The sequence below is a fragment of the Salinicola endophyticus genome (assembly GCF_040536835.1).
In the GTDB taxonomy this organism is placed as follows: domain Bacteria; phylum Pseudomonadota; class Gammaproteobacteria; order Pseudomonadales; family Halomonadaceae; genus Salinicola; species Salinicola endophyticus_A.
Window position 1 is genome coordinate 1,579,440 of sequence record NZ_CP159578.1, and the last position, 22,979, is coordinate 1,602,418.

At 63.7% G+C, this 22,979-nt stretch carries 15 protein-coding genes; 13 read left to right on the forward strand and 2 right to left on the reverse strand.

The genetic code is table 11. The features are described 5' to 3' along the window. Window positions 1–30: 30 nt before the first annotated feature. Window positions 31–510 carry a copper resistance protein NlpE N-terminal domain-containing protein gene (locus tag ABV408_RS07220; RefSeq protein WP_353981770.1) on the reverse strand — a complete coding sequence of 160 codons (480 nt, stop codon included), beginning with the start codon at window positions 508–510 and terminating at the stop codon, window positions 31–33. Window positions 511–803: 293 nt separating this feature from the next. Between ABV408_RS07220 and tssJ the strand changes: the two genes are divergently transcribed. The 9 genes from tssJ (at window position 804) to ABV408_RS07265 (ending at window position 14,712) form a co-directional block, all read left to right on the forward strand. Further along, window positions 804–1,361, forward strand: a complete 558-nt coding sequence (gene tssJ, locus ABV408_RS07225) for a type VI secretion system lipoprotein TssJ (protein WP_353981771.1) — start codon at window positions 804–806, stop codon at window positions 1,359–1,361. A gap of 68 nt (window positions 1,362–1,429) precedes the next feature. Next, entirely contained in the window at window positions 1,430–2,776 is a 1,347-nt protein-coding gene (gene tssK / locus ABV408_RS07230) for a type VI secretion system baseplate subunit TssK (RefSeq protein ID WP_353981772.1), read from the forward strand. Then, window positions 2,773–3,486 carry a type IVB secretion system protein IcmH/DotU gene (gene icmH, locus ABV408_RS07235; protein ID WP_207034726.1) on the forward strand — a complete coding sequence of 238 codons (714 nt, stop codon included), beginning with the start codon at window positions 2,773–2,775 and terminating at the stop codon, window positions 3,484–3,486. The genes tssK and icmH overlap by 4 nt, the downstream gene beginning before the upstream one ends. A gap of 14 nt (window positions 3,487–3,500) precedes the next feature. After that, window positions 3,501–7,496 (forward strand): type VI secretion protein IcmF/TssM N-terminal domain-containing protein, encoded by a 3,996-nt coding sequence (locus ABV408_RS07240; protein ID WP_353981773.1) that lies wholly within the window; start codon window positions 3,501–3,503, stop codon window positions 7,494–7,496. A 116-nt stretch (window positions 7,497–7,612) separates the two neighbouring features. Continuing rightward, window positions 7,613–8,530 (forward strand): type VI secretion system-associated protein TagF, encoded by a 918-nt coding sequence (tagF, locus tag ABV408_RS07245; protein WP_353981774.1) that lies wholly within the window; start codon window positions 7,613–7,615, stop codon window positions 8,528–8,530. 27 nt (window positions 8,531–8,557) lie between these two features. Next, window positions 8,558–11,050 (forward strand): type VI secretion system membrane subunit TssM, encoded by a 2,493-nt coding sequence (gene tssM / locus ABV408_RS07250; protein ID WP_353981775.1) that lies wholly within the window; start codon window positions 8,558–8,560, stop codon window positions 11,048–11,050. 432 nt (window positions 11,051–11,482) lie between these two features. Beyond that, a complete protein-coding gene (locus ABV408_RS07255; RefSeq protein ID WP_035469455.1) occupies window positions 11,483–12,013 on the forward strand; it encodes a type VI secretion system tube protein Hcp in 531 nt (176 codons plus the stop codon). 390 nt (window positions 12,014–12,403) lie between these two features. Then, entirely contained in the window at window positions 12,404–13,522 is a 1,119-nt protein-coding gene (tssA, locus tag ABV408_RS07260) for a type VI secretion system protein TssA (RefSeq protein ID WP_353981776.1), read from the forward strand. Window positions 13,523–13,524: 2 nt separating this feature from the next. Beyond that, complete coding sequence (locus ABV408_RS07265) at window positions 13,525–14,712, forward strand: hypothetical protein (RefSeq protein ID WP_353981777.1); 1,188 nt, start codon at window positions 13,525–13,527, stop codon at window positions 14,710–14,712. Here the strand turns inward: ABV408_RS07265 and ABV408_RS07270 are convergent. Next, on the reverse strand, window positions 14,703–14,972 hold the full coding sequence (locus tag ABV408_RS07270) for a PAAR domain-containing protein (RefSeq protein ID WP_035469462.1): 270 nt from the start codon (window positions 14,970–14,972) through the stop codon (window positions 14,703–14,705). The genes ABV408_RS07265 and ABV408_RS07270 overlap by 10 nt on opposite strands. Before the next feature lie 124 nt (window positions 14,973–15,096). Between ABV408_RS07270 and ABV408_RS07275 the strand changes: the two genes are divergently transcribed. Genes ABV408_RS07275 through ABV408_RS07290 form a run of 4 tightly spaced genes read left to right on the forward strand, consistent with a single transcriptional unit; the run spans window position 15,097 to window position 22,937 of the window. Then, on the forward strand, window positions 15,097–17,712 hold the full coding sequence (locus ABV408_RS07275) for a type VI secretion system tip protein TssI/VgrG (protein ID WP_353981778.1): 2,616 nt from the start codon (window positions 15,097–15,099) through the stop codon (window positions 17,710–17,712). A 2-nt stretch (window positions 17,713–17,714) separates the two neighbouring features. Continuing rightward, complete coding sequence (locus ABV408_RS07280; protein ID WP_353981779.1) at window positions 17,715–18,599, forward strand: DUF4123 domain-containing protein; 885 nt, start codon at window positions 17,715–17,717, stop codon at window positions 18,597–18,599. Window position 18,600: 1 nt separating this feature from the next. Then, window positions 18,601–22,080, forward strand: coding sequence for a T6SS effector BTH_I2691 family protein (locus tag ABV408_RS07285; protein WP_353981780.1), 3,480 nt, complete (start codon window positions 18,601–18,603; stop codon window positions 22,078–22,080). Then, a complete protein-coding gene (locus ABV408_RS07290) occupies window positions 22,080–22,937 on the forward strand; it encodes a tetratricopeptide repeat protein (RefSeq protein ID WP_353981781.1) in 858 nt (285 codons plus the stop codon). The genes ABV408_RS07285 and ABV408_RS07290 overlap by 1 nt, the downstream gene beginning before the upstream one ends. The last annotated feature ends 42 nt before the right edge of the window (window positions 22,938–22,979 follow it).

A 22,979-nucleotide genomic window follows, 5' to 3' on the forward strand; every position in this document is an offset into this window, starting at 1 on the left:
TTATCGTTGCACTGTAGCACGTTCTGAGACCTAATCGTCAGCGGCGCTATTGGCCGGCGTCAGGTCTGGCGTGACGCGTTCGAGACGTGCCGGCTCGCCTTCGCTGTCGTGCACCGGGGTGCCCTGAGCGTCCAACGGTTCGAGTGCCGTGTCGTCCACCGGCTGGAAGATCCGCGTCTGACCGACCTCGGGCTGGAGCGCGTAGAGCTGGCGGTGGAAGTCGTTAACGTCGCGATGTAGTGACCATTTCCCCCAAGCGGTGTTGACTCGCTCACCCCCGGGCGCATCGATCCGGATCTCGTGCAGGTAGAATCCCGCCGGGGCGCCGGTGATCGGGTCGCGCTTGAGGATCAGGTCGGTGTCGACGCCACTGCAGTCCTGGCAGGGCAGGGTGCCGGTGAAGCGCTCGGTCACTTTGACATAATCGACCGCTGTTTGCGGACCGCTGGCGCAGGCACTCAGCGCCAGGCATCCGACAACCGAGAGACGTTTCAGCTTCGATACTCGCATGTGTCTTGGTCGGCCTTTGTGTAAATTAATGTTAATGGGTAAGCGTTTGTTAAACTTGTGCCCTATTATAGCGACTAAATCTGTTAAGGTGGTCACTGTCTGAGAGAAGTCTAAGTTTTCTTAGTTCTGCGCCGGTAATCGGCGCAGTGCTATATAGGGTCGTTTCCGCTGAACGTTTGAAGCACGCTCTCGCTGAACGTTGCTGCGCGGCCATTGCACGGGTTGAGTTCGGCCTCGGGCAGCGCATTCAATGCCCCGGGGATTGCCTAAAAGAAGAATGGAGCGAGAAGTCGATGAGGGTAACGCTGCGCCGCGTGAGCGCGTTTCTCCTGGTGGGATGGCTGGCGGTGCTGCTGGCGGGGTGCGGCGTGGCCGATCGGGTCGGCAAGCGCTTCGACGATACCTGGGCCGGCGATCTGTTCGGCAACAGCGAGCGGGTGCGCGTCACTATCGACAGCGACAGCGCGCTCAACCCCGACGTCGACGGCGAGCCGCTCTCCGTGGTCGTGCGGATCTATCAGTTGACCGAGCGTGCGCCGTTCGCCACCGCTTCACCACGCCAGCTGTGGGCCAACGCCCGCGGCGTGCTGGGCAACAGCCTGGTGTCGCAGCGCGAGCTGACGCTGCTCCCCGGTACACAGAAGGTCGATACCGCCGCGTTGGACCCCAGCACTCAATTCGTCGGCGTGGCGGCATTCTTCCGCAACACCGTCAGCGACGACTGGCACGTGATCTTCGACGCCAACGAGCTGCGCAACGATGGCCTCTTGAGCGCCTCCGAAGGGGTCCGCCTGCATCTGGTCGATGACCGGATCGAGGTCGATCGCGGTCATGATCTGCTTGGCGACTGAGACCCGCGGCGCCAGCGCTACCTCTCGGCGCCGCGATGACGACAGCAATCAGGGTTCGGGACAGGGACGTGAGTAAACACAATCGCATCATGTGGTCGGAGGGCATGTTCCTCCTGCCCCAGCATTTTCAGTATCAGGATGAGTTCCACCAGCGTCAGCTGGCCGAGTCACGCCACAGCCAGCATCCGTTCCAGTGGGGCGTGCAGGCGCTTGAGGTCGACATTGGCGCGCTCGATCAAGGCATGCTGCGCCTGACCCGGCTCAAGCTGGTGTTTCCGGACGGCACCCTGTTCGACGCACCGCAGCATGACCCACTGCCGCCGGGGCGCAGTCTCGACGAGCTGGCCCGCAATGGCGAGGTGAAGATCTACGCTGCCCTGCGCACGCTGGAGCCGTGGTCGCCGAGCTACCTCGACCAGGACGCGGCGCGTCACGGCGGGCGCCGTTTCGTGCAGCGCTTCGAGACCCTGCCCGATCTGAACGAAGGGTCGCTGGAGAACGAGCTGGGCACGCTCGAACTCAATGCCACTCTGCTGATGGAGGGTGACAGCCTGGATGGCTTCACCCACTGCCCGATCGCGCTGCTCAAGCGCAATGCCGCTGGCGGCTTCAGTCTCGACAGCGAGCAGTTCATGCCCCCGGCGCTGCATCTCGATGCGGTGTCGCTGCCGCTGGAGATCGCCAACCGCTTGATCGGCATGCTGCAGGCGCGCAGCGAGGCGCTCTCCGGACGCCGGCGCGAGCGCGCGGATCAGGTCGCCGAGTTCGGCTCCAGCGATGTCACCCTGTTCTGGCTGCTCTACACCATCAATCGCGCCTATCCGCAGCTGGCGCATATGCTGAACCATCCGCGGCTGCACCCGGAGACGCTCTATCGCTTCCTCGCCGAGCTGGCGGCCGGCCTGATGACCTTCTCGATGTCGCACCGGCTGGCCGACATCCCCGAGTACGACCACCGCGACCCGGCGCCGGCGCTGCTGGGTCTGGAAAAGGTGGTGCGCGAGCTGCTCGAGATCGTGGTGCCCAACCAGTACATCCCGATTCCGCTCGAACAGACGCGCCCCTCCTACTACGTGGGGCGGCTCAACGATGCGCGCCTCAAGGAAGCGGACTTCTATATCTGCGTTCACGCCGACATGCCCGGCTCCCAGATCCTCGAACTGGTGCCGCGGGCGTTCAAGGTGGGCTCGCCGGAGGATATCGAGGTGGTGGTCAACACCGCCATGCCCGGCGGCACCCTGACTCATGCCGCGCGCCTGCCCAGCGCCATTCCGGTGCGCCTGGACAACCACTACTTCGCCCTCGAGCCCCACGGCGCGGTGTATGAGCGGATGATGGAAGCCCAGGCGATCGCCTTCTACGTACCCAGCGGATTCAAGAACCTCAGTATCGAATTGATGGCGGTGATGAAATGACCGAAGCCCTTGCTCACCCTTCCGATATCGCCGAGCCGCGCACGCTCAAGACGCTGTCGCGCGACTTCATCTCCATGGTGCTGATGGTGCGTCGTGGCCAGCAGGCCGAGAGCGTCGAGCGCTTCCTCGAGCGGGTGGACCAGTGGCTGCGCGAGTTCGAGGAGAAGGCGCGGGCCGAGAACTACAGCGCCGAAGCGGTGAAGGATGCCCAGTACGCGCTGTGTGCCTTCCTCGACGAGAGCGTGCTCAAGGGTGGTGTGGGCAATATCCGCGAGCACGTCGAGCTGCATCCGTTTCAGTACCGCTACTTCGGTGTGCATCTGGCGGGGGAGGGCTTCTACGACCGTCTCGACAGCCTGCGCAGCGACGTGCGTGGCAACCTGGACGTGCTCGAGGTCTATCACCTCTGTCTGGCGCTGGGGTTCGAGGGCAAGTACAGCCTCGAGAACCGCGATCAGCTGCGCTATATCGCCAATACCCTGGGCCAGGACATCGCGCGCTACCGCAAGCGTGAGATCGACGGTCGCGAGAGCTGGAAGCTGCCGGATCAGGTCGGCCAGCTGCTGCGCTACGAGATCCCGCTGTGGGTCTACCTGCTGATCATCGTGGTGGTCTGCCTGCTGGTCTATGGTGGCCTGCGCTGGTGGCTGGGCAGTGAGACCGACGCGCTGATCGAGCAGATTCGTCAGCTGTTCGATAGCCAGGGTTGAGGGGCGAGGTGACCATGCGTTTTCTGCGATTCCTGCGCTCGCTCAAAGGCTTCTGGCCGCTCTCGATCGTACTCTGGCTGCTGGGGCTGGCACTTTGCGTGCTGCTACTGCCGCTGGTGACCCAGGAGCGCGAGCTCATCTTCATCGCCATGGCGCTGGTCACCGCGCTTTGGCTGCTGGTCGTGGTGATGCGGCAGTACCACCGCATCCGCGCCGAGCGCAACATCGAGAATCTGGTCGAGCTCGAGGTGCACCGCGAGGCCGCCGAGAGCGAGCCCGGCGACTATCAGGTGCTGAGCGAGCGGCTCAAACACGCCATGGCGATGCAGCGAGCGGCGCGCTCGGTGGATGGTGGCAAGGCCTCGCTCTACGAGCTGCCGTGGTATCTGGTGGTGGGCATGGCGGCCTCGGGCAAGACCTCGCTGCTGACCCGCTCTTCGCTCTCGGCGACCATGGCCGGGGGCAGCAATCTCTCCGCGGTGAGCGGCACCCAGCACTGCGACTGGTACTTCAGCCGCGAGGCGGTGATGATCGACACCGCCGGCCGCTACCTGGTCGAGGATCGGCCGGCGAGCGAGTTCGCCGACTTCCTCAAGACCCTGCGCAAGCAGCGGCGCAAGCCGGCGATCAACGGCCTGGTGCTGGTGGTCAGCCTGCCCGAGCTGCTCCAACAGTCGCGTCAGGATGCCCACGCGCTGGCCGAGCAGCTGGTCAGCCGGGTGAGCGAGTACCGCGCCTGCCTGGGGATCAATCCGCCGGTCTATCTGTTCTTCAGCAAGGCGGACCTGCTGCCCGGCTTCACCCGTACCTTCGAAGCGCTCGATGCCACTGAGCGCCAGCAGCCCTGGGGCCTGACCTTTTCGCTCGACGAGCTGCGTCGCCAGGGCGTGACCCGGGCCTTCCAGCAGCGCTTTCCGGGGCTGGTGGCCACGCTGCGCGCGCGGGTCGACGCCCGCGTGGTGGAAGAGGGCAGCGATGCCGACAGCGAGCTGCTGCGCTTCCCCGACTACTTCGCCGAGCTCTATGGCGTGCTCAGCGACTTCCTCGAACAGTTCGATGCCCAGCAGAACGCCGAGCGCGCACCGATCCTGCGCGGTCTCTACTTCACCAGCGCGCTGCAGAGCGGCCCCGCGCTGCCGGCGCTGATCGACGAGCAGACCCGCGACGCCTTCGCCCTGGCGCCGACGTCGGCGACCGCAGCGGCGCCGCGCAACGGTGAGCGTAGCTACTTCATCACCGATACCTTCCGCCGTGTGGTCTTCCCCGACCGCAACCTGAGCCTCTACTACTCCCAGCGCGGTGACCGCCGCTCGCTGCCGCCGTTCATGATCGGCGCGGTCGGTGCACTCGGGGTGGCGGCCATTGCCGCCCAGGGCTGGTCGGCCTACAACAACAAGCAGTGGCTCGAGCATATCCGCGAGCGCATCGCGCCTCTCGGCACGGATGCCAGCCTCCAGCCGGACCAGCGCCGGGCGCTGCGCGACGATTTAGAGCAGCAGTTGACAGCGATCGAGCGTCACCGCGAGACCGGCGTGCCGCTGCGTCTCGACCTGGGCCTGTATCAGGGCGATGCGCTGCGCGCGCCGCTGAAGGAGGCCTGGGCCACGCTGTTCACGCGTGACGTGCTGACGCCGCTCTCCTGGCGTCTGGCACGACAGCTGCGTTCGCTGGCCGCCTTCGGTGATCCGGCCGACGGTATCGATACCGGTAACGGGGAAGGCGGAACGGCCGCCGACGCGACGGCGCAGGCAGGTACGCAGGCGAATGCCGCCGGCGCGGCGCGGGACCAGGGCCGCCAGATCGGCGAAGACGCCATGGCGCGCATGCGCGAGCGTTCGACCTCGCGGCCGACCCTGGGCAGCGTGCCCACCAGCGCCTCCGAGATCGGCAGCCGTGCGCGCAGTGAGCTGCGTTCGCGTACCACCGACAGCGCCCGTGATGCCTGGTATTCGGCCCGCAGCAGCGCCGAAACCTCGCTGGAAGAGGGGCTGCGTGATCGTACCAGCCAACTGGGCAGCGCCGTGGGCAATGCCGATGGCGACGAGTCCACGCTCACGCTGTCCGGTGAGCAGGGCCCCTCGCTCTCCGAGGAGATGCTGACCAAGCTCTCTCAGGCGGATGTCGAGCAGCTGATCGAGAGCTACTCCTCGCTCAAGCTCTATCTGATTCTGACCGACCCGGACGCCCATGCGGATCAGGGCGACTTCGTCGCCTCCGCGCTGCCGCGACTGTGGGCCGACTACGTGGCGCGCCGCGGGCTGGAGACGTCCCGCGACAGCATCATGGACAACGCCGCGCTCTACGTGCACTACCTGCAGGAGGGCAAGGCGCCGGCGCTCAAGCGCGATGACAAGCTGGTCGCCGACAGCCGCGACCGGCTCAACGCCTTCCTGATCGATTCGAGCCTGGTCGACCGCGAATACCTGCGCTACCAGCTGGAGGTGGAGCAGCGCTTCGAACCGCTGACGCTGTCGCGCATGGCCCCCGACATGGAAGGCCGGCTGTTCTACTCCAGCCGCGCGGTACCGGCCTTCTATACCCGCGAGGTGTGGAACCAGTACCTGCGTCCGGCGATCATCGAGACCGTCTCTGGCGATCTCCAGCGGGAATCGGACTGGGTGCTCGACGACGAGAACGTCGACGATGCGGTGCAGTCGAAGGCGCGCTTCGTCAGCCAGCTGATGGCGCGCTACAAGCGTGACTACGCGATCGCCTGGGAGCGCTTCCTCGACAACACCCACGTCGCCGACTTCGAGACCCTGGATCAGGCCAGCGTGCGTCTGTCCCAGCTCAGCGACCTGCAGGGCTCGCCGCTGCGCCAGGTGCTGGAAGCGGTCAAGGACAACACCACCTGGGACGACCCCAAGGCGCAGACCGAGGACGAGGCCAGCGGCAAGGCCAAGGACCAGAGCTTCTGGGGCCGAGTGATGAGCGTGTTCAACGGCGCGGGTGGCGCCGCGGCGGTGGATATCAATACGCTGCCGCGACTCAACGACGGCCTGCTGACTCAGCACTTCCGCCCGGTGACGCGACTGCTGGCGGCGGACGATGCCACCGGCAGCGACAACTCGGTGCTCAACCAGTACCTGCTCGATCTGCGCCAGCTCAAGGTGCGGGTGGACAACGTGCGCAGCGCCCAGGACGTGGGCCGCAGCAGCAAGTCGCTGATCATGGCGACGCTCTCCGGCCAGCCGACTGAGATCAACACCCTGCGCAACTTCGTCGCCTCACGCGTGGATACCTCGCGCACGCCGTTGATCCGCGCGCTCGAACCGCTGTTCCGTGAGCCGGTCGAGGACACCTGGAAGGCGCTCAACGCCCCGGCACGCCAGCAGCTCAACGCCGCCTGGGACGACAAGATCGTCACGCCGTGGGACCAGATGGTCGCCGGCCGCTATCCGGTCAGCGACTCGGTCAACGAAGCCTCGGTGCGCGACATGGAGTACTTCATCGATCCCGACAAGGGGGTGATGTCGCAGTTCCGCAAGGAAGAGATCGGCGACCTGGCCGGCTCCGGCAGCGGCCAGCGCTCGACGATGGTCGACCCGCGCATGCTCTCGAGCATCGACGATGCCACCGCCCTCGGCCGGGTCATCGACAGCCTGTCGGACCTGCAGAACGGCTTCGAGCTGCAGATCAACCCCACTGCGGGGCTGACCGACATCATTCTGACCATCGACGGCCAGCGGCTGCACTACCGCAACAATACCCAGTCGTGGGAGCGGCTGACCTGGCCGGGCAACGGCGAGGCCTTTGGCGCGCGCCTGGATATCGTCAACCGCAATGGCCAGCGCCATACGGTGTTCGACTATCCCAACCGCTGGGGCTTCCTGCGCATGATCGAGAGTGCCCGGATCACCCCGATCGACAAGGCGCGCCAGCGCTTCAGCTGGAACACCTACATGGGCACGGTCAGCTTCGACGTACGCAACTTCGGTGGGGTGAAGATCTCCGACCTACAGCGGATCAAGTCGCTGCGCATTCCGCAGCTCGGCGGGGCTGGACAGTGAGCCTGCAGCCGCCGAGGCCGGCAGGCCGGGGCTCGGCGGTACGGGCCGGCGGGGCGCGGCAGCGGCCGGGCAAGACATGGAACAGGGCATGAGCGGGTAATGAAGAGGGTGTCGGCATGATCGGCTGCTTTGGCAAGATTCCCACGCAGGCCGACTTCGTAGGCGTGAACGCCACCGGAGCAGTGATCCAGGAGCTCGACCAGTGGTTACAGAGTGCGCTGTTGCAGTTTCTCGACCACGACGACTGGCAGCGTCGCTTCGATGCGCTGCCGGTGTGCTTCTTCAACTATCACGCGCGCAACGGCAGCGATGTCACCGGGGCCATGATCAGCTCGGCAGACGCCTCCGGGCGGCGCTATCCGTTCTTCGTCTTCCAGACGCTGAAGGCGGAAGGGCGCCCCGCGGTGCTGCCCTGCATCAACACCCTGGGCGAAATCTTCGCCGCCCAGGCACGGACGATCCTCACCGACTCCGTGCATGGCGCGTCGCCGATCGACCCGGTGGCGGCGATCGGCGAGCTGCGCCAGCTCAACGATCAGGACATCGCGCTGTATCAGCGCATCCATCAGCGCTTTTTGCTCGACTACAGCTTCGCCGACGTGGCCAAGGCGCTGGAGTGGGGCTGGCCGGAGTTCGTCAGCGGCGGCTGCCTGCATCGCCTGCACTATGCGCTGATGCGCTGGCGCGCCGGCAGTACCCAGGCCGTGATGCTGCCGCTACCAGCGGAGCGCGGGCTCAAGCGCCCGGTCGCCGATCTCTGGCAGCAGTGGCTGGGGGCTGCCTGCCCCGGCGGCACGCCGGTGATGAGCCTGCTGGTCGACGACTTCATGCGCCCGCGGCTGTTGCTGATGCCGGTCTGGCAGAGCGCGGAACAGTTCTTCGAGGTGCTCTCGAACCCGGACGACAGGCGTCTGTGCATCGACGTGCTGTCGCCCTTTGCGGACGACGAGCCGCATCCCGGTACCTTGCCGCTCCCGGATACCCGGTTGAGTCTGGCCGATTTCATGGCGCAATTTCCGTGCGACGCACGGTAGACACCCGAGCATGAGCAGATCGCATCGATGAAACGTTTCAAAATCGCTTATCTGAAGTACGCCTTCTTCAAGTATCAGCCCTACATCCTGGGGCTCTTGTTCTTCGCCGCCATCTTTCTGGTCTGGCGGCTGGGCGTCGCACTGGGCTTTTCGTCGCTGGCCAGCCTGCTCAGCGGGATCGTGCTGTTCCTGCTGGCGTCAGCGCTCTACGTGCTGCTGCTCTACCGCGGGGTGGGGCAGAAGCGCAATCTCGAGCATTTGCTGATGGAGGACGCCGACGCTGCTGTGCTCGAGGCGAGCCCCCAGGACCGCGAAGAGATCAGCCTGCTGCGCGAGCGCCTGCTCAAGACCATCGAACGCCTCAAGCAGAGTGGCAAGCGTAAGGGCCAGCGCGGCAACGATGCGCTCTATGCGCTGCCCTGGTACATGATCGTGGGGCAGCCGGCGGCCGGCAAAAGCACCATGGTCTACGAGTCCGGGCTCAATTTCCCGTTCGCCGAGCGCGAGAACGCTCGGGTCGCCGGCATGGGCGGTACCCGCCACTGCGACTGGTTCTTCAGCTCCGACGCCATCCTGCTGGATACCGCCGGGCGCTACATGAACAGCGAAGAGGAGGTCGGCAAGTGGAAGGGCTTTCTCGCCCTGCTCAAGTCGCATCGCCGCCACTGCCCGCTCAACGGTCTAATCGTCGCGGTCAATATCAGCGACGTGGTGCAGGCCAGCGATACCCAGCGCAACAACCTGGCGCGGCGTCTGCGCGAGCGCATTCAGGAGGCGCGTGAGCAGCTGGAGGCGCGGCTGCCGATCTATCTGGTGTTCACCAAGTGCGACCTGATCGAAGGCTTCACCACCTTCTTCGAGCGCCTCGACCCGCAGCACCGCAGCGACGTGCTCGGGCATACCTTCCCGCATCAGCAGCCCAGCGATGTCAACTGGGGGCAGCAGTTCGACAGCGCGCTGCAGGCGCTGTGCCATCACTGGCTACAGGTGGGTGACGACGAAATCGTCCAGCGTGACGTGGTCGACACCCGCCGCGACGTGGCGGCCTTCCGCTTCCCGCTGGAGCTGGCGGCGCTGCGCGACTCGCTGACGCGCTTCGTCGATGCGCTGACCAATGCCAACCCCTACCAGAGTGCACCGCTGCTGCGCGGCTTCTACTTCGTCAGCGCCCTGCAGGAGGGTGATGCCATCGAAGGTGAGCACGCCAGCCGCGTGGGCCGTCACTTTGCCCTGGCCAAGCCCGGGCAGCTCTCGGAAGAGCGCGTCAATCACGCCTTCTTCATCGGCAACCTGTTCCGTCAGGTGATCATCGCCGACCGCCATCTGGCCGGGCTCTATTCGACGGACGTGCGCGGCAAACGGCGCAAGCTGCGCTGGGGGCTCGCGGCTGCCGCGCTGGGGATCGTCGCCTGTACCCTGTGGATCACCTCGGCGGTGCGCAACCACGGCGAGATCGAAGCGATGTCGCACACCTTCGCCGAGGCCACGGCCGAGGACGATCAGCAGCCGACCCAGTACGCCCGCTGGCACAGCCTGGACGCGCTGCGCGACTGGGGAAGCCACTACTATCAGCGCGAGCACGGCGACGGCGTGCCCTGGTCGATGGGCTGGGGGCTCTACCAGGGCGATGCGATAGAACCAGCGATCCGCGAGCACTACTTCGAGCGCCTGCGCACGGTGATGCTGGAGCCGGTGGAGCAGAACCTGACCCGCTCGCTGTTCTCGCTCACCACCATCGGTGTCTACAAACGCACCACCGACGAGCTGCACGCGGTGGACGGGCCCGACACCGTGGCGCCCTATGCCCGCCCGCGGGACAACACCGCGGAGTCGCTGGCCAAGTTCGGGCGCAATACGCTGGATACCTATCTGATGCTGTCGGACATGGACCGTGACGATATCGACAGCGAGGCCCTGCGCAACCGCCTGCCGGCGTTCTGGTATCCGGCGATCCAGCAGCGTACCGGGGCGAAGATCGACGAGGACCGCGCCGATTACCGCTACGCCGGGCGCCAGATCGACTTCTACAGCGAGCAGATCCACGAGCCGGACGTGCCGCGGATCACCTCCAACGCTTTCCTGGTGTCGAGCAGCCGCAACTACATCGACAGCCTGCTGGAGCAGACCCTGACCAGCACCGAGACCATCGTGCTCGAATCCGACACCCTGTTCGCCTTTGGCCGCGGCGACTACGCCGGCCTGCAGCAGGCAGGGCAGAAGGAGCTGGACGAGCTGGCACAGCGCCTGCTCAACACCCAGGACCTGGGGCAGATCCTGATCACCGGTCACGCCGACCCGATCGGCAACGAGACGGTGAACCAGCAGCTCTCGCTGCAGCGGGCGATGACCGTGCGCCAGTACCTGGTGGGCAAGGGCGTGCCGGCGGGCTTGATCGAGGCCAAGGGGGCGGGCAGCGAGCGTCCGCTGGTGACCTGTGACCCCAATCAGCCGCGGGCGCAGCTGATCGAGTGCCTGGCGCCGAACCGCCGGGTAGAGATCGAAGTCAAGAAGCAGCAGTGATAGCGTGCACTGCTGTTTTCCTGAAATGTAACGAAATATGTAAAGTGTGTTTAAATGTAGAGATTGTCTTTAAAGTTTAAGATGGGTGGATATAATTGAGGTTCACCCGAATCGTGTGAGGTTTTGCAGCGTGTCGGAGGCATTTTGAAACCGGCTGCGATCATGTAAGAGATTGACCATGCCTTTGTCGGCAATCTCTTACAAAAAAAGGCGTATGCACGGGTTTTGATATTGTCTAATTAAACTTCGTTATTTGTTGGCGTTGCTGCTTTACCTAACAAGATCAGTCAGTTGAGATTTGTATGCTTTTCGGCCGTCGCGTTTTTCGATGGTCGTCAAGTGGGCCAGGGGTCGCCCGGCATGCGCGAGGTCGATTGCCATCGCGCATCAGGAGCGGCTATTCGCGAGTGAGTAAATAGGAGAACAGAGCACATGGCATTCGATGCGTATCTCAAGATCGACGGCATCCCCGGTGAAAGCCTGGACGACAAGCACGTTGACTGGATCGAACTGAAGAGCTTCGACTTCGGCGCTAGCCAGGCCACTTCGGCCACCGCCAGTTCAGCCGGCGGTGCCTCGGCCGAGCGCGTCAACCTGAGCGAATTCCGCATTCAGAAGTTCGTCGACAAGGCGTCCGCCAAGCTGTTCGAGTCCTGCTGTAAAGGTCAGCACATCAAGGAAGTCGTGCTGCACGTGAACCGCGCCGGTGGTGACAAGGTGCGTTACATGGAGGTCAAGCTGGAAGAGGTGATCGTCTCCTCGACCGAAATGGAAGGCACCTCCGTGTCGACCGGCTTCGAGCAGAACGAGAGCGAAGATCGTCACGACCTGCCGTACGAGACCGTCAAGTTCAACTACGCGCGGATCAAGATCACCTACACCCAGCAGAAGCGTTCCGACGGCCAGGGTGGCGGCAACGTCGCCGGCGGCTGGGACCGCACCCGCAACAAGGTCTACGCCTGATATCGGGCTCGCGCCCGAGTTGCGACGGCCGCTCTGCGCGAGCGGCCGAGCGGCACAGCGCTCACCCGTGGCGGCGGGTGAGCGTGTGGCGCCGACGCCCGGCGGCTCTCCTGTGGGAGCCGCGCGGGCGTTTGCGTTGCTGGCATTCACTGCCGGTGACCGGTTGCCAAGCATGACGCGTCGACTGACCGGGAGCGGTGGGGCAGCGTTCCCGCGCCGCTCCCGGTCAGTCATCGCGGTCGTCAGTCATCTCGTTCTGGAAACTGCTTAGTCGAGAGGCTACTGGGCCGAAAGACTACTGGATCAAGAGACTGCGTTACTGCCATTTCATTGCCGGGGCGAGCGTTGCGCCGATAGCCGCCGCGGCCCGAGCCGTTGACGAGGGACGACATGGATCAACTCGGCGAACTTTCCATCGAGGCGTTGCTCGCCCCCATCGAGGGCGCCAGCCACGCCGGCGGCGAGGATCTGACCTTCTCGCTGCTGTTCGACCAGATCAAGGAGGCGCGCCGCGCCGACCCCACCTACCTGCCCCAGGGTGAGTGGCAGACCGAACTCAAGCAGTCCGACTGGGGCCAGGTGATCAACCTCACCAGCGAGGCGCTGATCGCGCAGAGCAAGGATCTCCAGCTCGCCGGCTGGCTGTGCGAGGGGCTGGCGCATCGCGAGGGCTTCGACGGTATCGCCTTCGGCCTGACTCTCGAAGCCCGCTTGCTCGACGAATACTGGGAGACCCTTTATCCCGAACTCGACGAGGATGACCTCGAAGAGCGCTCGGCACGGCTGAGTTGGCTGGGCGATACGCTGATCGGCGTGGTGCGCACGCTGCCGTTGCTCGACGGTGACGGCTACGGGCTGGCCGACTACGACGAGTCGCGCCAGGTCGAGAACCAGGCGCGCAACGACCCCGATGCCATGGATCGCGCCCTCAGCGATGGCAAGATCAACGACGAGATCTTCCAGCGCTCGGTGGTGCTCACCAGTACCGACTTCCTGCAGCAGCGCCACGCCGTGATTGCCGCCACTCTGGTGGCGCTGGAGCAGCTGGAAGATATCGGCGATCAGCGCTTCGGCCGTGACGCGCCGAGCTTCGCCGGGTTGCAGAAAGTGCTGGTGCAGTGCCGCGACCTGACCGAAAAACTGTTGCGCGAGCGCGGGGCCGACGTCTCTGCCAGCGCCGATGCCGAGGCTGCCGCCGAGGTGAAGGCGGAAGAGCCCGCCGCGACCCGGGTCGAGCCGAGCCTGTCGGCGCCCGCGGCGGCCGAGCCGGCGGGGGCGTTGCGCACCAAGCCCCAGAGCCGCGACGAAGCGTTCGAGATGCTCAACGGTGTGGCGCGCTACTTCAAGGAGCGCGAGCCCCACAGCCCGGTGCCTTACCTGATCGAGCGAGCGGTGAAGTGGGGCCGTATGCCGCTGGAAGAGTGGCTCAAGGATGTGATCAAGGATCACGGCGTGATCGACAACATCCGCGACACCCTGGGTACGCAGCCGAAGGATGATGACTACTGACCATGTCCCGCGCCTCGATATTCGATCTCCTGCATCAGCGCCAGGTCGTCAGTGAGCCGGTCGAGGAACCGGTCGCGATCCGCAGCGACTATCTCCCTGACCGGCTTCGGATCATCGATGGCCTGGCGCTGACGGCCGCCGGGTTCATCCGCAGCGGCGAGATCCCCGAACCGGCCACGCCGGAGCTGTCGTCGACGCTCTACGGCGCCGACGGCTATCGCCTACTGGTGCACCGGGTGGGCGATGCCATGAGCGTGAACGAGCCGCGCCTGGGCCGGCTCGACGCCAAGGCGCTGCGGCTGCATCAGTTGATCCAGACGGTGGTGATCGAAGCGCTGATGATGCTCGAAGTGCTGCCCGAGGAGAGCCACTTCGATGTGCTGCTCAGCGCGCCGTTTCGCTCGCGGGAAGCCGCCGACATCGTGCAGTCACGCCTGCGTGACGCCATCGCCGAGACTCAGTACGGCGCCTGCCTGGGCGAGGTGCGGCTGGCCCCGGAAGGGGCGGACCCGCACGCCACGCTCGCGGTCGGCGAGCAGGGCGGTATGCCCTATGTGCTGTGGATCGGTGCGGATTCGCTGGTCAACGACAGCGACGTGGGCTCGCTGCGCTATCGCGATCTGCTGACGCGCACGTCGCGCGGCGGAGGGCTCTATCCCGGTGAGGCGGTGGCGGCGCTGCTGCTGCAGCGGTTGACGGCGGAGAACGCTACGTTCGACAGCGGCTGGTATCTGGAGGCTGGCATCCGGCGGGAGCATGCGCCGCGGGCGACGCGGCGTGACCACGACAAGCGCCAGGCGCTGATCACGCTGCTCGACGAGCTTTGGCCATCGTCTGGGGCAGATGAGTCGGCGGATGGCGAAGAGGCGTTGCCCGTGGCGCCTTCGCGCCTGGTGGTCGATGCGCTGGGCCTGCCCGGGCGGGCAGTGGAGCTGGGTGGTGCGGTAGTCGAGCGCTGGCCCGATCTGGATACGGTCGAGGATGGACTGGGTGTCGATACGCTGTGCGGCTGGAGCGGCGAAGCCACCCGCGTATTGCCGTTCGTGCTGGCGGTGGCGGCCTGCACCCCCGAGCAGCATGCGCTGGTACTCACGCTGCAGGCGGAGCAGAGCACCCAGGCCTGGGCGCTGAAAAGCTGCGCGGCGATGGCCGTAACCTCGGCCGCGCAGCCGGTGGAGGCTCAGTCGTGACCGCTGTCGCCGTTGTGCGAAGAGATCAGGGTCGCCCCGCAGGCGGTCTTGTGGCCGTGCAGCGCCACCGGCTTGCCGTTGACCTTCATGGTCGGATGACCTTCGACGATCACCGTGGTGCTGCCATGGCCATCCTTGGGGCAGGTGACCTTGTCGCCAACGCAGGCCACCGGCTTGCCATCGATCAGGTAGCTGCTCTGTGCGGTAATGACTTTGCCGCCATGGCTCGTGGCGTCACCGAGTACAACGATGCCTTTCATCGGTCAGGGCTTCCTGGCAAGGGTGAAAAGGAGCGGGCTCGTTTCGGCGAGCCGGCGAGCGTTAATTTAGCCACCGACCCGACGCGGGAACAAGCACCCGCCGGCGAGAGGCTGCGGAGGTAACATGGCAGACATCACCCTCGACGCGCTGCGCGAGACGTTCGATATCGACCTGTCGCAGTCGCAGCGGCTGCTGACTCTCGACGTTGCCGGCACCGCGCTCGTGCCCCACCGGCTGGTGGGCGAAGAGCGCGTCAGCGCGCCTTTCACCTACACGCTGGACTGCATCTCCCAGCAGGGCGATATCGAGCTCAAGACGCTGATGGCGCAGCCGGCGCGGCTCTCGATCCTGCAGGCCGATGGCAGCTATCGCCCGCTGCACGGGCTGGTCTCCGAGGCCGCGCTGCTGGGCGAGGATGGCGGTGTTACCTACTACCAGCTCACCCTGGTGCCGTGGCTCGCCATGCTCGGCCTGGGCCGCGACAGCCGCATCTTCCAGGACCGTAGCGTTGTCGATGTACTCACCGCCGTGTTCGACGGTTATGAGTTGGCCCAGGGCCGCTACCGCTTCGACCTGCGCCGCGACTACCCGGCGCGCAGCTACTGCGTGCAGTACCGCGAGAGCGATCTGAACTTCGTCAGCCGGCTGATGCAGGAAGAGGGCCTGTTCTACTACGCCGAATTTGCCGGCGAAGACGATGATTATGCGGGCCACCGTATTGTCATCACCGACGATGTCGATACCACCCAACCGGTCAGCCCCCAGGCGATCCGCTTCCACCGCCAGGCGGCCACCGAGCGTGAGGACGCCCTCACCCAGTGGGGCGGCGTGCGTACCCAGCAGCCCACCCGTGTCAGCGTCGGCACCTTCGACTACAAGCAGCCCTCGCTGACCAAGCGCACTGGGCTCGACACCCTCAGCGACCAGGGCAACCTGCCGCGGACCGAGCTCTACGACTACGCCGGCGAGTACTACTACCACGGCCATGAGCGCGGCGAACGGCTGACCGAGAACCGCCTGGAAGCCCATGAGTCCCGCGCCAAGCGCTTCCGCGGCAGCGGCGGTGCGCGTCAGCTCCAGGCCGGGCGCTGGTTCGAACTCACCCAGCACCCGCTGCACGACACCGGCGGTGAGCCCGAGCGCCAGTTCCTGCTGCTGGGTGTTACCGTCCACGCCGAGAACGCGCTGCCGGTCTCGGCCCAGCTCCAGGCGCTGCCGGGCAGCCTGCAGCCCCAGCTCGACGCCGCCAAGCAGGCGCACGGGCTGGAAGCTGATACCGCAGATCCTACTGGTGAGCGTCTCTCCGACTATGCCAGCGGCGGCACCGGTCACTTTCTGGTCGACCTCGAAGCCCAGCGCCTCAGCCAACCCTACCGCCACCCGCTGACCCACCGCCGCCCGGTGATTGGCGGGCCGCAGACCGCCACCGTGGTCGGCCCGGCTAATGAAGAGATCCACACCGACCACCTCAACCGCGTGCGGGTGCAGTTCCACTGGGACCGCCAGGGGCAAAACGATGAGAACTCAAGCGTCTGGTTGCGGGTCTCCCAGCCCAACGCCGGCGCCGGCTGGGGCAGCGTGTTCGTGCCGCGTATCGGCCAGGAAGTGCTGGTCGACTTCCTCGAAGGCGATGCCGACCGCCCGCTGATCACCGGCCGGGTCTACAACGGCGAACAGACCCCGGACTGGCACAGCCACGGCCTGCTCTCCGGGTTCAAGAGCAAGACCTACCGCGGCAGCAAGTACAACGAGCTGGTGTTCGACGACGCCACCGACCAGGAACGCGTCCGTCTCAACTCCGAAGCGGAGAAGAGCCAGCTCAACCTCGGCTACCTGATCCACCAGACCGGCAACACCCGTGGCGCCTTCCGCGGCACCGGGTTCGAGCTGCGCACCGATGCCTATGGCGCCATCCGCGCCAATCAGGGGCTCTACCTCACCAGCTGGGGCCAGCTCGGCGCCAGCGGTGACCAGCTCGATTTGACGCCGGCCAAGCAGCAGCTCGACAGCGCCTACCAGCTCAGCGACAGCCTCAGCCAGAGCGCGGCGGACCACAACGCCGACGCCCTCGACGCCCGCGAGCACCTCAAGCAGGCGGGCGAAGACGCCGACGACACCTACGGCAACAGCGAACAGCTCGCGGATGCCAAGCAGGACAACGCCCGTGGCGCCACCGACAGCGGCGGCCGCGGCGAAGCGGCACGCATGAAAGCGCCGTGGCTGCATATGGCCTCGCCCGCCGGCATCACCCTGAGCACGCCGGAATCGACCCACCTGGCCCAGGGCCGCTCGCTGAGCGTCTCCAGCGGCGAGGACGTCAACGTGGCCACCGGCAAGAGTCTGGTCGCCTCGATCTCCGAGAAGCTCTCGCTGTTCGTGCAGAAAGCCGGCATCAAACTGTTCGCGGCCCGCGGCAAGGTAGAGATGCAGGCGCAGTCGGACAACCTGGAAGCCACCGCGCGGCGGGATCTCGGCGTGACCTCCACGGAAGACAAGATCGACTTCGCTGCCGCCAAGGAGATTCTGCTGGTCAGCGGCGGTGCCTACGTGCGCATCAAGGGCGGAGATATCGAGCTGCACGCCCCCGGCAAGGTCACCGTCAAGGGCGCGACGAAGAACTTCGGCGGGCCGGCGAGCCTGAACGCCACCCCGCCCGAGCTGCCTGAGGGGGAAGACGTGCTCTGTGCCAGCAAGAGCCAGGCTGCGGCAGGCAGCGGTGATGGTAGCGTGGAAAGCTAGCAATGCGCAGCGTGAGCGATGCGGCGTGGATGGCCGAAGCCAATGAGGCCGCCAGGGAAGGGCGGCTTTACCGTCTGGTGGACCCTTCGGAGTCACCGGACTGGGCGCTGAGCGGCGAGGCTCGCCAGCGGGCGACGCTGATTCGCCACCCGCTACTGGCCCAGACCCCGGCCCAGCGTCTCTATCTCGAACGGATGGACCAACGCCGCGCCGCGGCGCTGGCGTCGCAACTCGATCACCAGCGCGCCGAGCGTGGTGCTGGGCTGCTCGGCCCTGTGCCGCTCTGCGGCTGGCTGATCTCTCACCATGCCAGCACCAGCATTGCCACCTATCTCGGCCGCCAGCTCAAGCAGATGACGCCGGAAGGGAAGCCAGCCCTGCTGCGCTTCTACGACCCCCGGGTGCTGGAGCACCTGCCGCGCATTCTCGAGCGCTGGCAGCTTTCGGCGCTGCTGGGGCCCATCGATCGCTGGGTCTATCTCGATACCGAGATGCAGCTGCGCGCGCTCGACCCACACGGAGAGGTGCGCCGGCTCGGCGGCCTGAAACCCAGCGCCGAGCAGTGGCGTGCCATACAGCGCATCGGACAGATCAATCGCTGCCGGGAGCTCTATCGCACGCTCCCTGGCTCGGCGGGACTCTCGGCAGCGCCCGCGAACAGCGTCGACGCCTTGTTGGTCGCCGCGCACGACCTCGGTCTGCGAGACCGAGCAGACGTGGCCACCTTCGTACTTCACGGGCTGATCACGCGGATCGATTTTCATCGCCACCCGATCATGCAGGCGCTGCTGGGCCGCCTGGGCGGACGGTTGAATTACATTGGATTGTCGAATCAGCTTTCCGACGCTGACTGGGAAGCGATATCGGACATGGGGGAGATGACATAGTATGACGGCACCATCTCAAGCGGGCGCTCACGCAGCGGAAAATGAGGCGACGGGCCAGGAGAGCGGGCGCTGCCAGTTCTGTGAACGCAAGGGATTACCGATCCTTCCCGTGCGCTACGCCGTCTGCCAGCGTAACGACCGCAATGGCGATATACCGGAACTCGAGACCTCGAGAATCCAGGAGTTCACCGACATCCTGCTGGACAAGAGTCTGGTAGGCGGCGAAGAGCAGGCGAGAAGTGTGCCCGACGAGGTCAGGGCGGAGCTGACGCAGAGCACCGGCAGCCAGGTCAACAAGTACATTCTGCGCCAGTTACGCCAGGGGTATCTCTACTTCTACGATCAGGACAACCCCGACCAGAATCATTGGTACGCCTACGCGATCACCAGCGACGGCAAATACTATCAGTTCCCTGTGTTACAGCCGCGGGCGCTGGACGAAATCAAGTTTCCCGAAAGCTGTCAGGCCAAGCCCGGCGATGTCCTGGATGCTTCTATTGTCACCCTGCCGTTTCCCGAGAAGTCGGGCACGCTTTACTACGCCTTCAGCGAACACCCCTGGTCCAACGCCCACATCCAGATGATCGGCAGTGATGAGGCGTGGCGCAAGGCCCACATGCAGCAGGTGAACATCCCGGCATGGGTGAGTGGGCAGCGGCAATCTTGCGCCTTTGGCATCGATGAGCTGGAGAAAGTCGCCGAGTACAGCGCGGCAGCAGGAAATCTGGATGAACAGTTCTGGTCCAGCGGCCCGGCGCGATCGCTATTCAAACCCGGTGAACTCAGGGAAGCCATGCAACGCCGGCTCGACCACGCCGGCAGTGAATACCAGGGCAAGGGACTCATTCTCGCGGTCAAGGACGAGATCGGCATCATCGACGAGTTGAACGCCTATCGGCATCAGGCGTTGGCCAGCGTCGAAGAATTCTTCTACAACAAGGAGGAAGAGGACGACGAGGCGCAGATACACGATGTGCGTCGTCGCAAGCTGCTCTGCATGCAGGCCATCGATGCCTTTCAAAAACGCTTCGAACAAGGCTACAGGGCCCAGCAGCAAGCGGATGCCGATAAAGCCGTCGAGGATGCCAAAAATGCCAGGGATGAGTTTGTCGAGAAAAATCGCGAGATTTTAGATCAGAATTTTTCACCCGCGCACGCTTTTGAGTTTGCTGAGGAGGGCCGTTTGAACCGTGCCGTCGAGCAGGCGCAACGCGAACGCGACGAGTTGTTCCAAGTATCCGAGGAAGATAAAGCCGAAAGGGACCGGTTGGAAAAAGAGTTGAATGAATTGAATTCTTCTCAAGGCCCTGCCAGCGATGCGAAAAAGATAGATCTGAGTAACCGCATCAATCGTCTGAAATCTGATGCGGAGTTGGCTAGCGAGCAGCACTTGGAGCAGTTGCATCGCATGTACGATGTCGATGCGCTCAATGCTTTCAAGCAAGCCTACGAGGACAATACGGCACATTGCCAGAGTCTGGCCGCCGTATTCGACGATGACTATGCCATCTGGGCGAGGCATGGTCTGCCCGCCGTGATTGGCCGTTACAGCCAGTCCGACTACTGGACCGGGCTGGGGCTCAGTGGCCTGATAGGTAATGCACTGCGTGGCGGTATCATGTCGCCTTCCAGTGGTGGCCTATGGAAGCTGTTGGCCGACGACCTCGAGTCGAGTGAGTCGCCGCTACTCGCGGCGCTCTTTGCCAATGACGCCGAACTTATCGCGCAGGCCCGGGAGCGTCTAGGTAGCTTGGCCGCTGGGTCACAGCTATCGGCGCAGACGCTAAAGTCATGGGGTGAGCGCTTTCAGCAGGTACGTGCACGCACGCAAAAGCCTGACGGGCGCGCGCCGACAAGCGACCAGATCATCAGCCGCTGGCGCCCGATCCAGGACCTACTGGCAACCACGATCGGCAACTCGATTGCCTCGCTGGTACTGTACCGAGCCGCTGGTGTTCCCGCGCCGGACTATAAGCCGGCGCTATCTCAGTTCGTGCGCTACCACCAACTAGCCTTCATGGCCGACCCGCAAGCGCTGGACGGCGAGCAGCCGGCGCCCACCATGGTCGAGCGGGAGATCAAGCTCTCCGAACTCTATCAGTGGCTACGCGTCGTCTCGCAAGCGAGTGCCAAAAAGCCGAATCAAGGTGCCGATACCAGCGAGGCAATGAAGTCTCTGGACGGGATGGTCGGCAACTTTTCCGCCCCTATGGCCGATAGCGACAGAACGGTACGCATTGCCTTGCCGGTCTACGTGGATATCAAAGCGGTGACGGGGGAGAGTGGCGAACCTCCCGCCCTGCCAGGCAGCTATACGCCGGAGGATGAACAGCAGCGCCTGGGTGATCTGGCGCAGAACGCCCGCGATATCGGCAACACCCTCTTCAGCGCCCACAAGGGCAGTGGCCAAGTCGCCGGTGCGTGCCTGGTGCTATGGAGCCTGATCGTCTCCTGGCAAGAAGGCGCCTTCGTGGACGATGAAGAGGGCGCTGACTGGAGCAAGATCATCGGCTCGGGTGTCAGCGTGGCGAGTGGCGCGATGGCGGGGATCGAAGGCTACCACAAGATCCGCATGGCGAGCCTGGGCCTCTCGACAGAAGGCGCGGTGATCGGTGGGATTAAATGGGCCTTTGTCAGTGACGTGCTCGGCGCGGCGGGTGGCATGATCTCGGTCTGGGATGGCCTGAAGAAGTTGACGGAAGCCAACGAGGCCAACAAGACAGGCCAGAGTCTTACCGGCCACTATGGCATGATCGTCGGCGGTGTTGGGGTTCTCGCCGGCATTGCTTCGATCGTCGTGATCAGCGCGAGCACGGGTGTCGGGCTCGTGGTGGGCGTGTTTTTCGGGATTCTGACGCTACTGCTGGGTTATGCATTCGTGGCCATGGTATCCCCGGCGGTGCAGATGTGGGTGAACCGCAGCATTCTCGGTAAGCCATCGGAACGAGAAGATATGCAGGTCCTGCCGTTCGACGACATGGCGTCCGAGCAAAGCTCGCTGGAGATGGTGTTTGAGGGGGTCTTGGTGGAGTTCTCGTGGAGCCGTGTTGTTTCTGGCGCTAATGATGCTGGTGTCAGTGATGGCCTGCTGGGATTTAGTACTAGCGATCTTACCGATATGTCTGCGCCAGCAAGAAATCTGTTGAGGATTGCTGTAAAAATAAGTTTGCCAGTCCTTCGTGCTGTTGATTTGGAGGCTCGTTTAAGGGTTTCTGAAACGAGAGATTATGTTTTTGATTGGCGTTACAAAAAGGTTGAAGGTGGCAATCAAATGTTGCCCATTTCTGGAGGTTCGCACTCACAAGGCGTACACCTTTCTGATCAACCTGCTTTTGAATGTATTGACGAATCATACGTTCTGGAGTGGCAGGGCGATTATTCCATAGATGAAGTTGGAGATAAGGCCGAGTTGAGTGTCCTCGTGGGGGACGCGAGCTTGGGTTTTATGAGGCGTGACATACTGGAAATGAGGCTGGGTTAATGAAAAATATTTTTGTTTTTGTTTTTGTTGCGTTGTCTATATTTGCGCGATCTGCACATGCGGAAGTTTTTTTTCAGGATCCCACTGGAAGGTCGCTTAATGAAGCGTATGACGACCTGACTATAGAGGGGCTGAAGTCTGCGGATGGTGTCAATGAGTACAAATACAAGTATATGTTGGGATTGCTTTATGTAAAAGGAGATGATGGATTTGGTGTTGCAAAAAACTGTGATAAAGCAGTTGGCTTGTTAAAGGAAGCATGGCAGGCTGATGTGGTTGATGCTGGCTATACCCTTGCAACTATGTATTACTATGGCGTCTGCGTAAGTAAGAATCTAGATGAGGTGAGACAGCTTGCCACCGAGACAGCAGAAGAAGGCTACATTCTCTCCCAAAGAATGCTTGGTAGAGCCTATTGGGGGCGTGATTGGCAGGGTCTGTATTCTAAAAACATGAATAAGGCCGTTTTTTGGTTAAGCAAGGCTGGTGAGGCAGGTGATACTCAGTCTGCTGGTAATCTTTCCTATCTTTACCGCAAGGGTGTTGGTGTGGGAGTGGATGAGGCAAAATCTTTTTATTGGGCCAAAAAGTCGGCGTGTTCTAAGTTTGAGCCAGGTCAGATAATAAACTTCCCTTACTTGGCTGAGTATTACGAGAAGGGTATAGGGGTGGAGAGGGATCTTGTGGAAGCCTATAAGTACTATGATCTGAGTGGAAGTGCTGGTGCTGATGATAAAAAACGCATTGCCAAGGAAATGACTCAAGAGCAGATCGACGAAGCTCTTCGTCAGTCCAACGAGTGGCAGAAAGAGCACAATGTTCAGGTGGGTGGTGGTTTTATTCGTCGCGCCAATTGAGACTGTTGTTTTGCCAAGATTGTGGCGTGTGACTTTAGAATT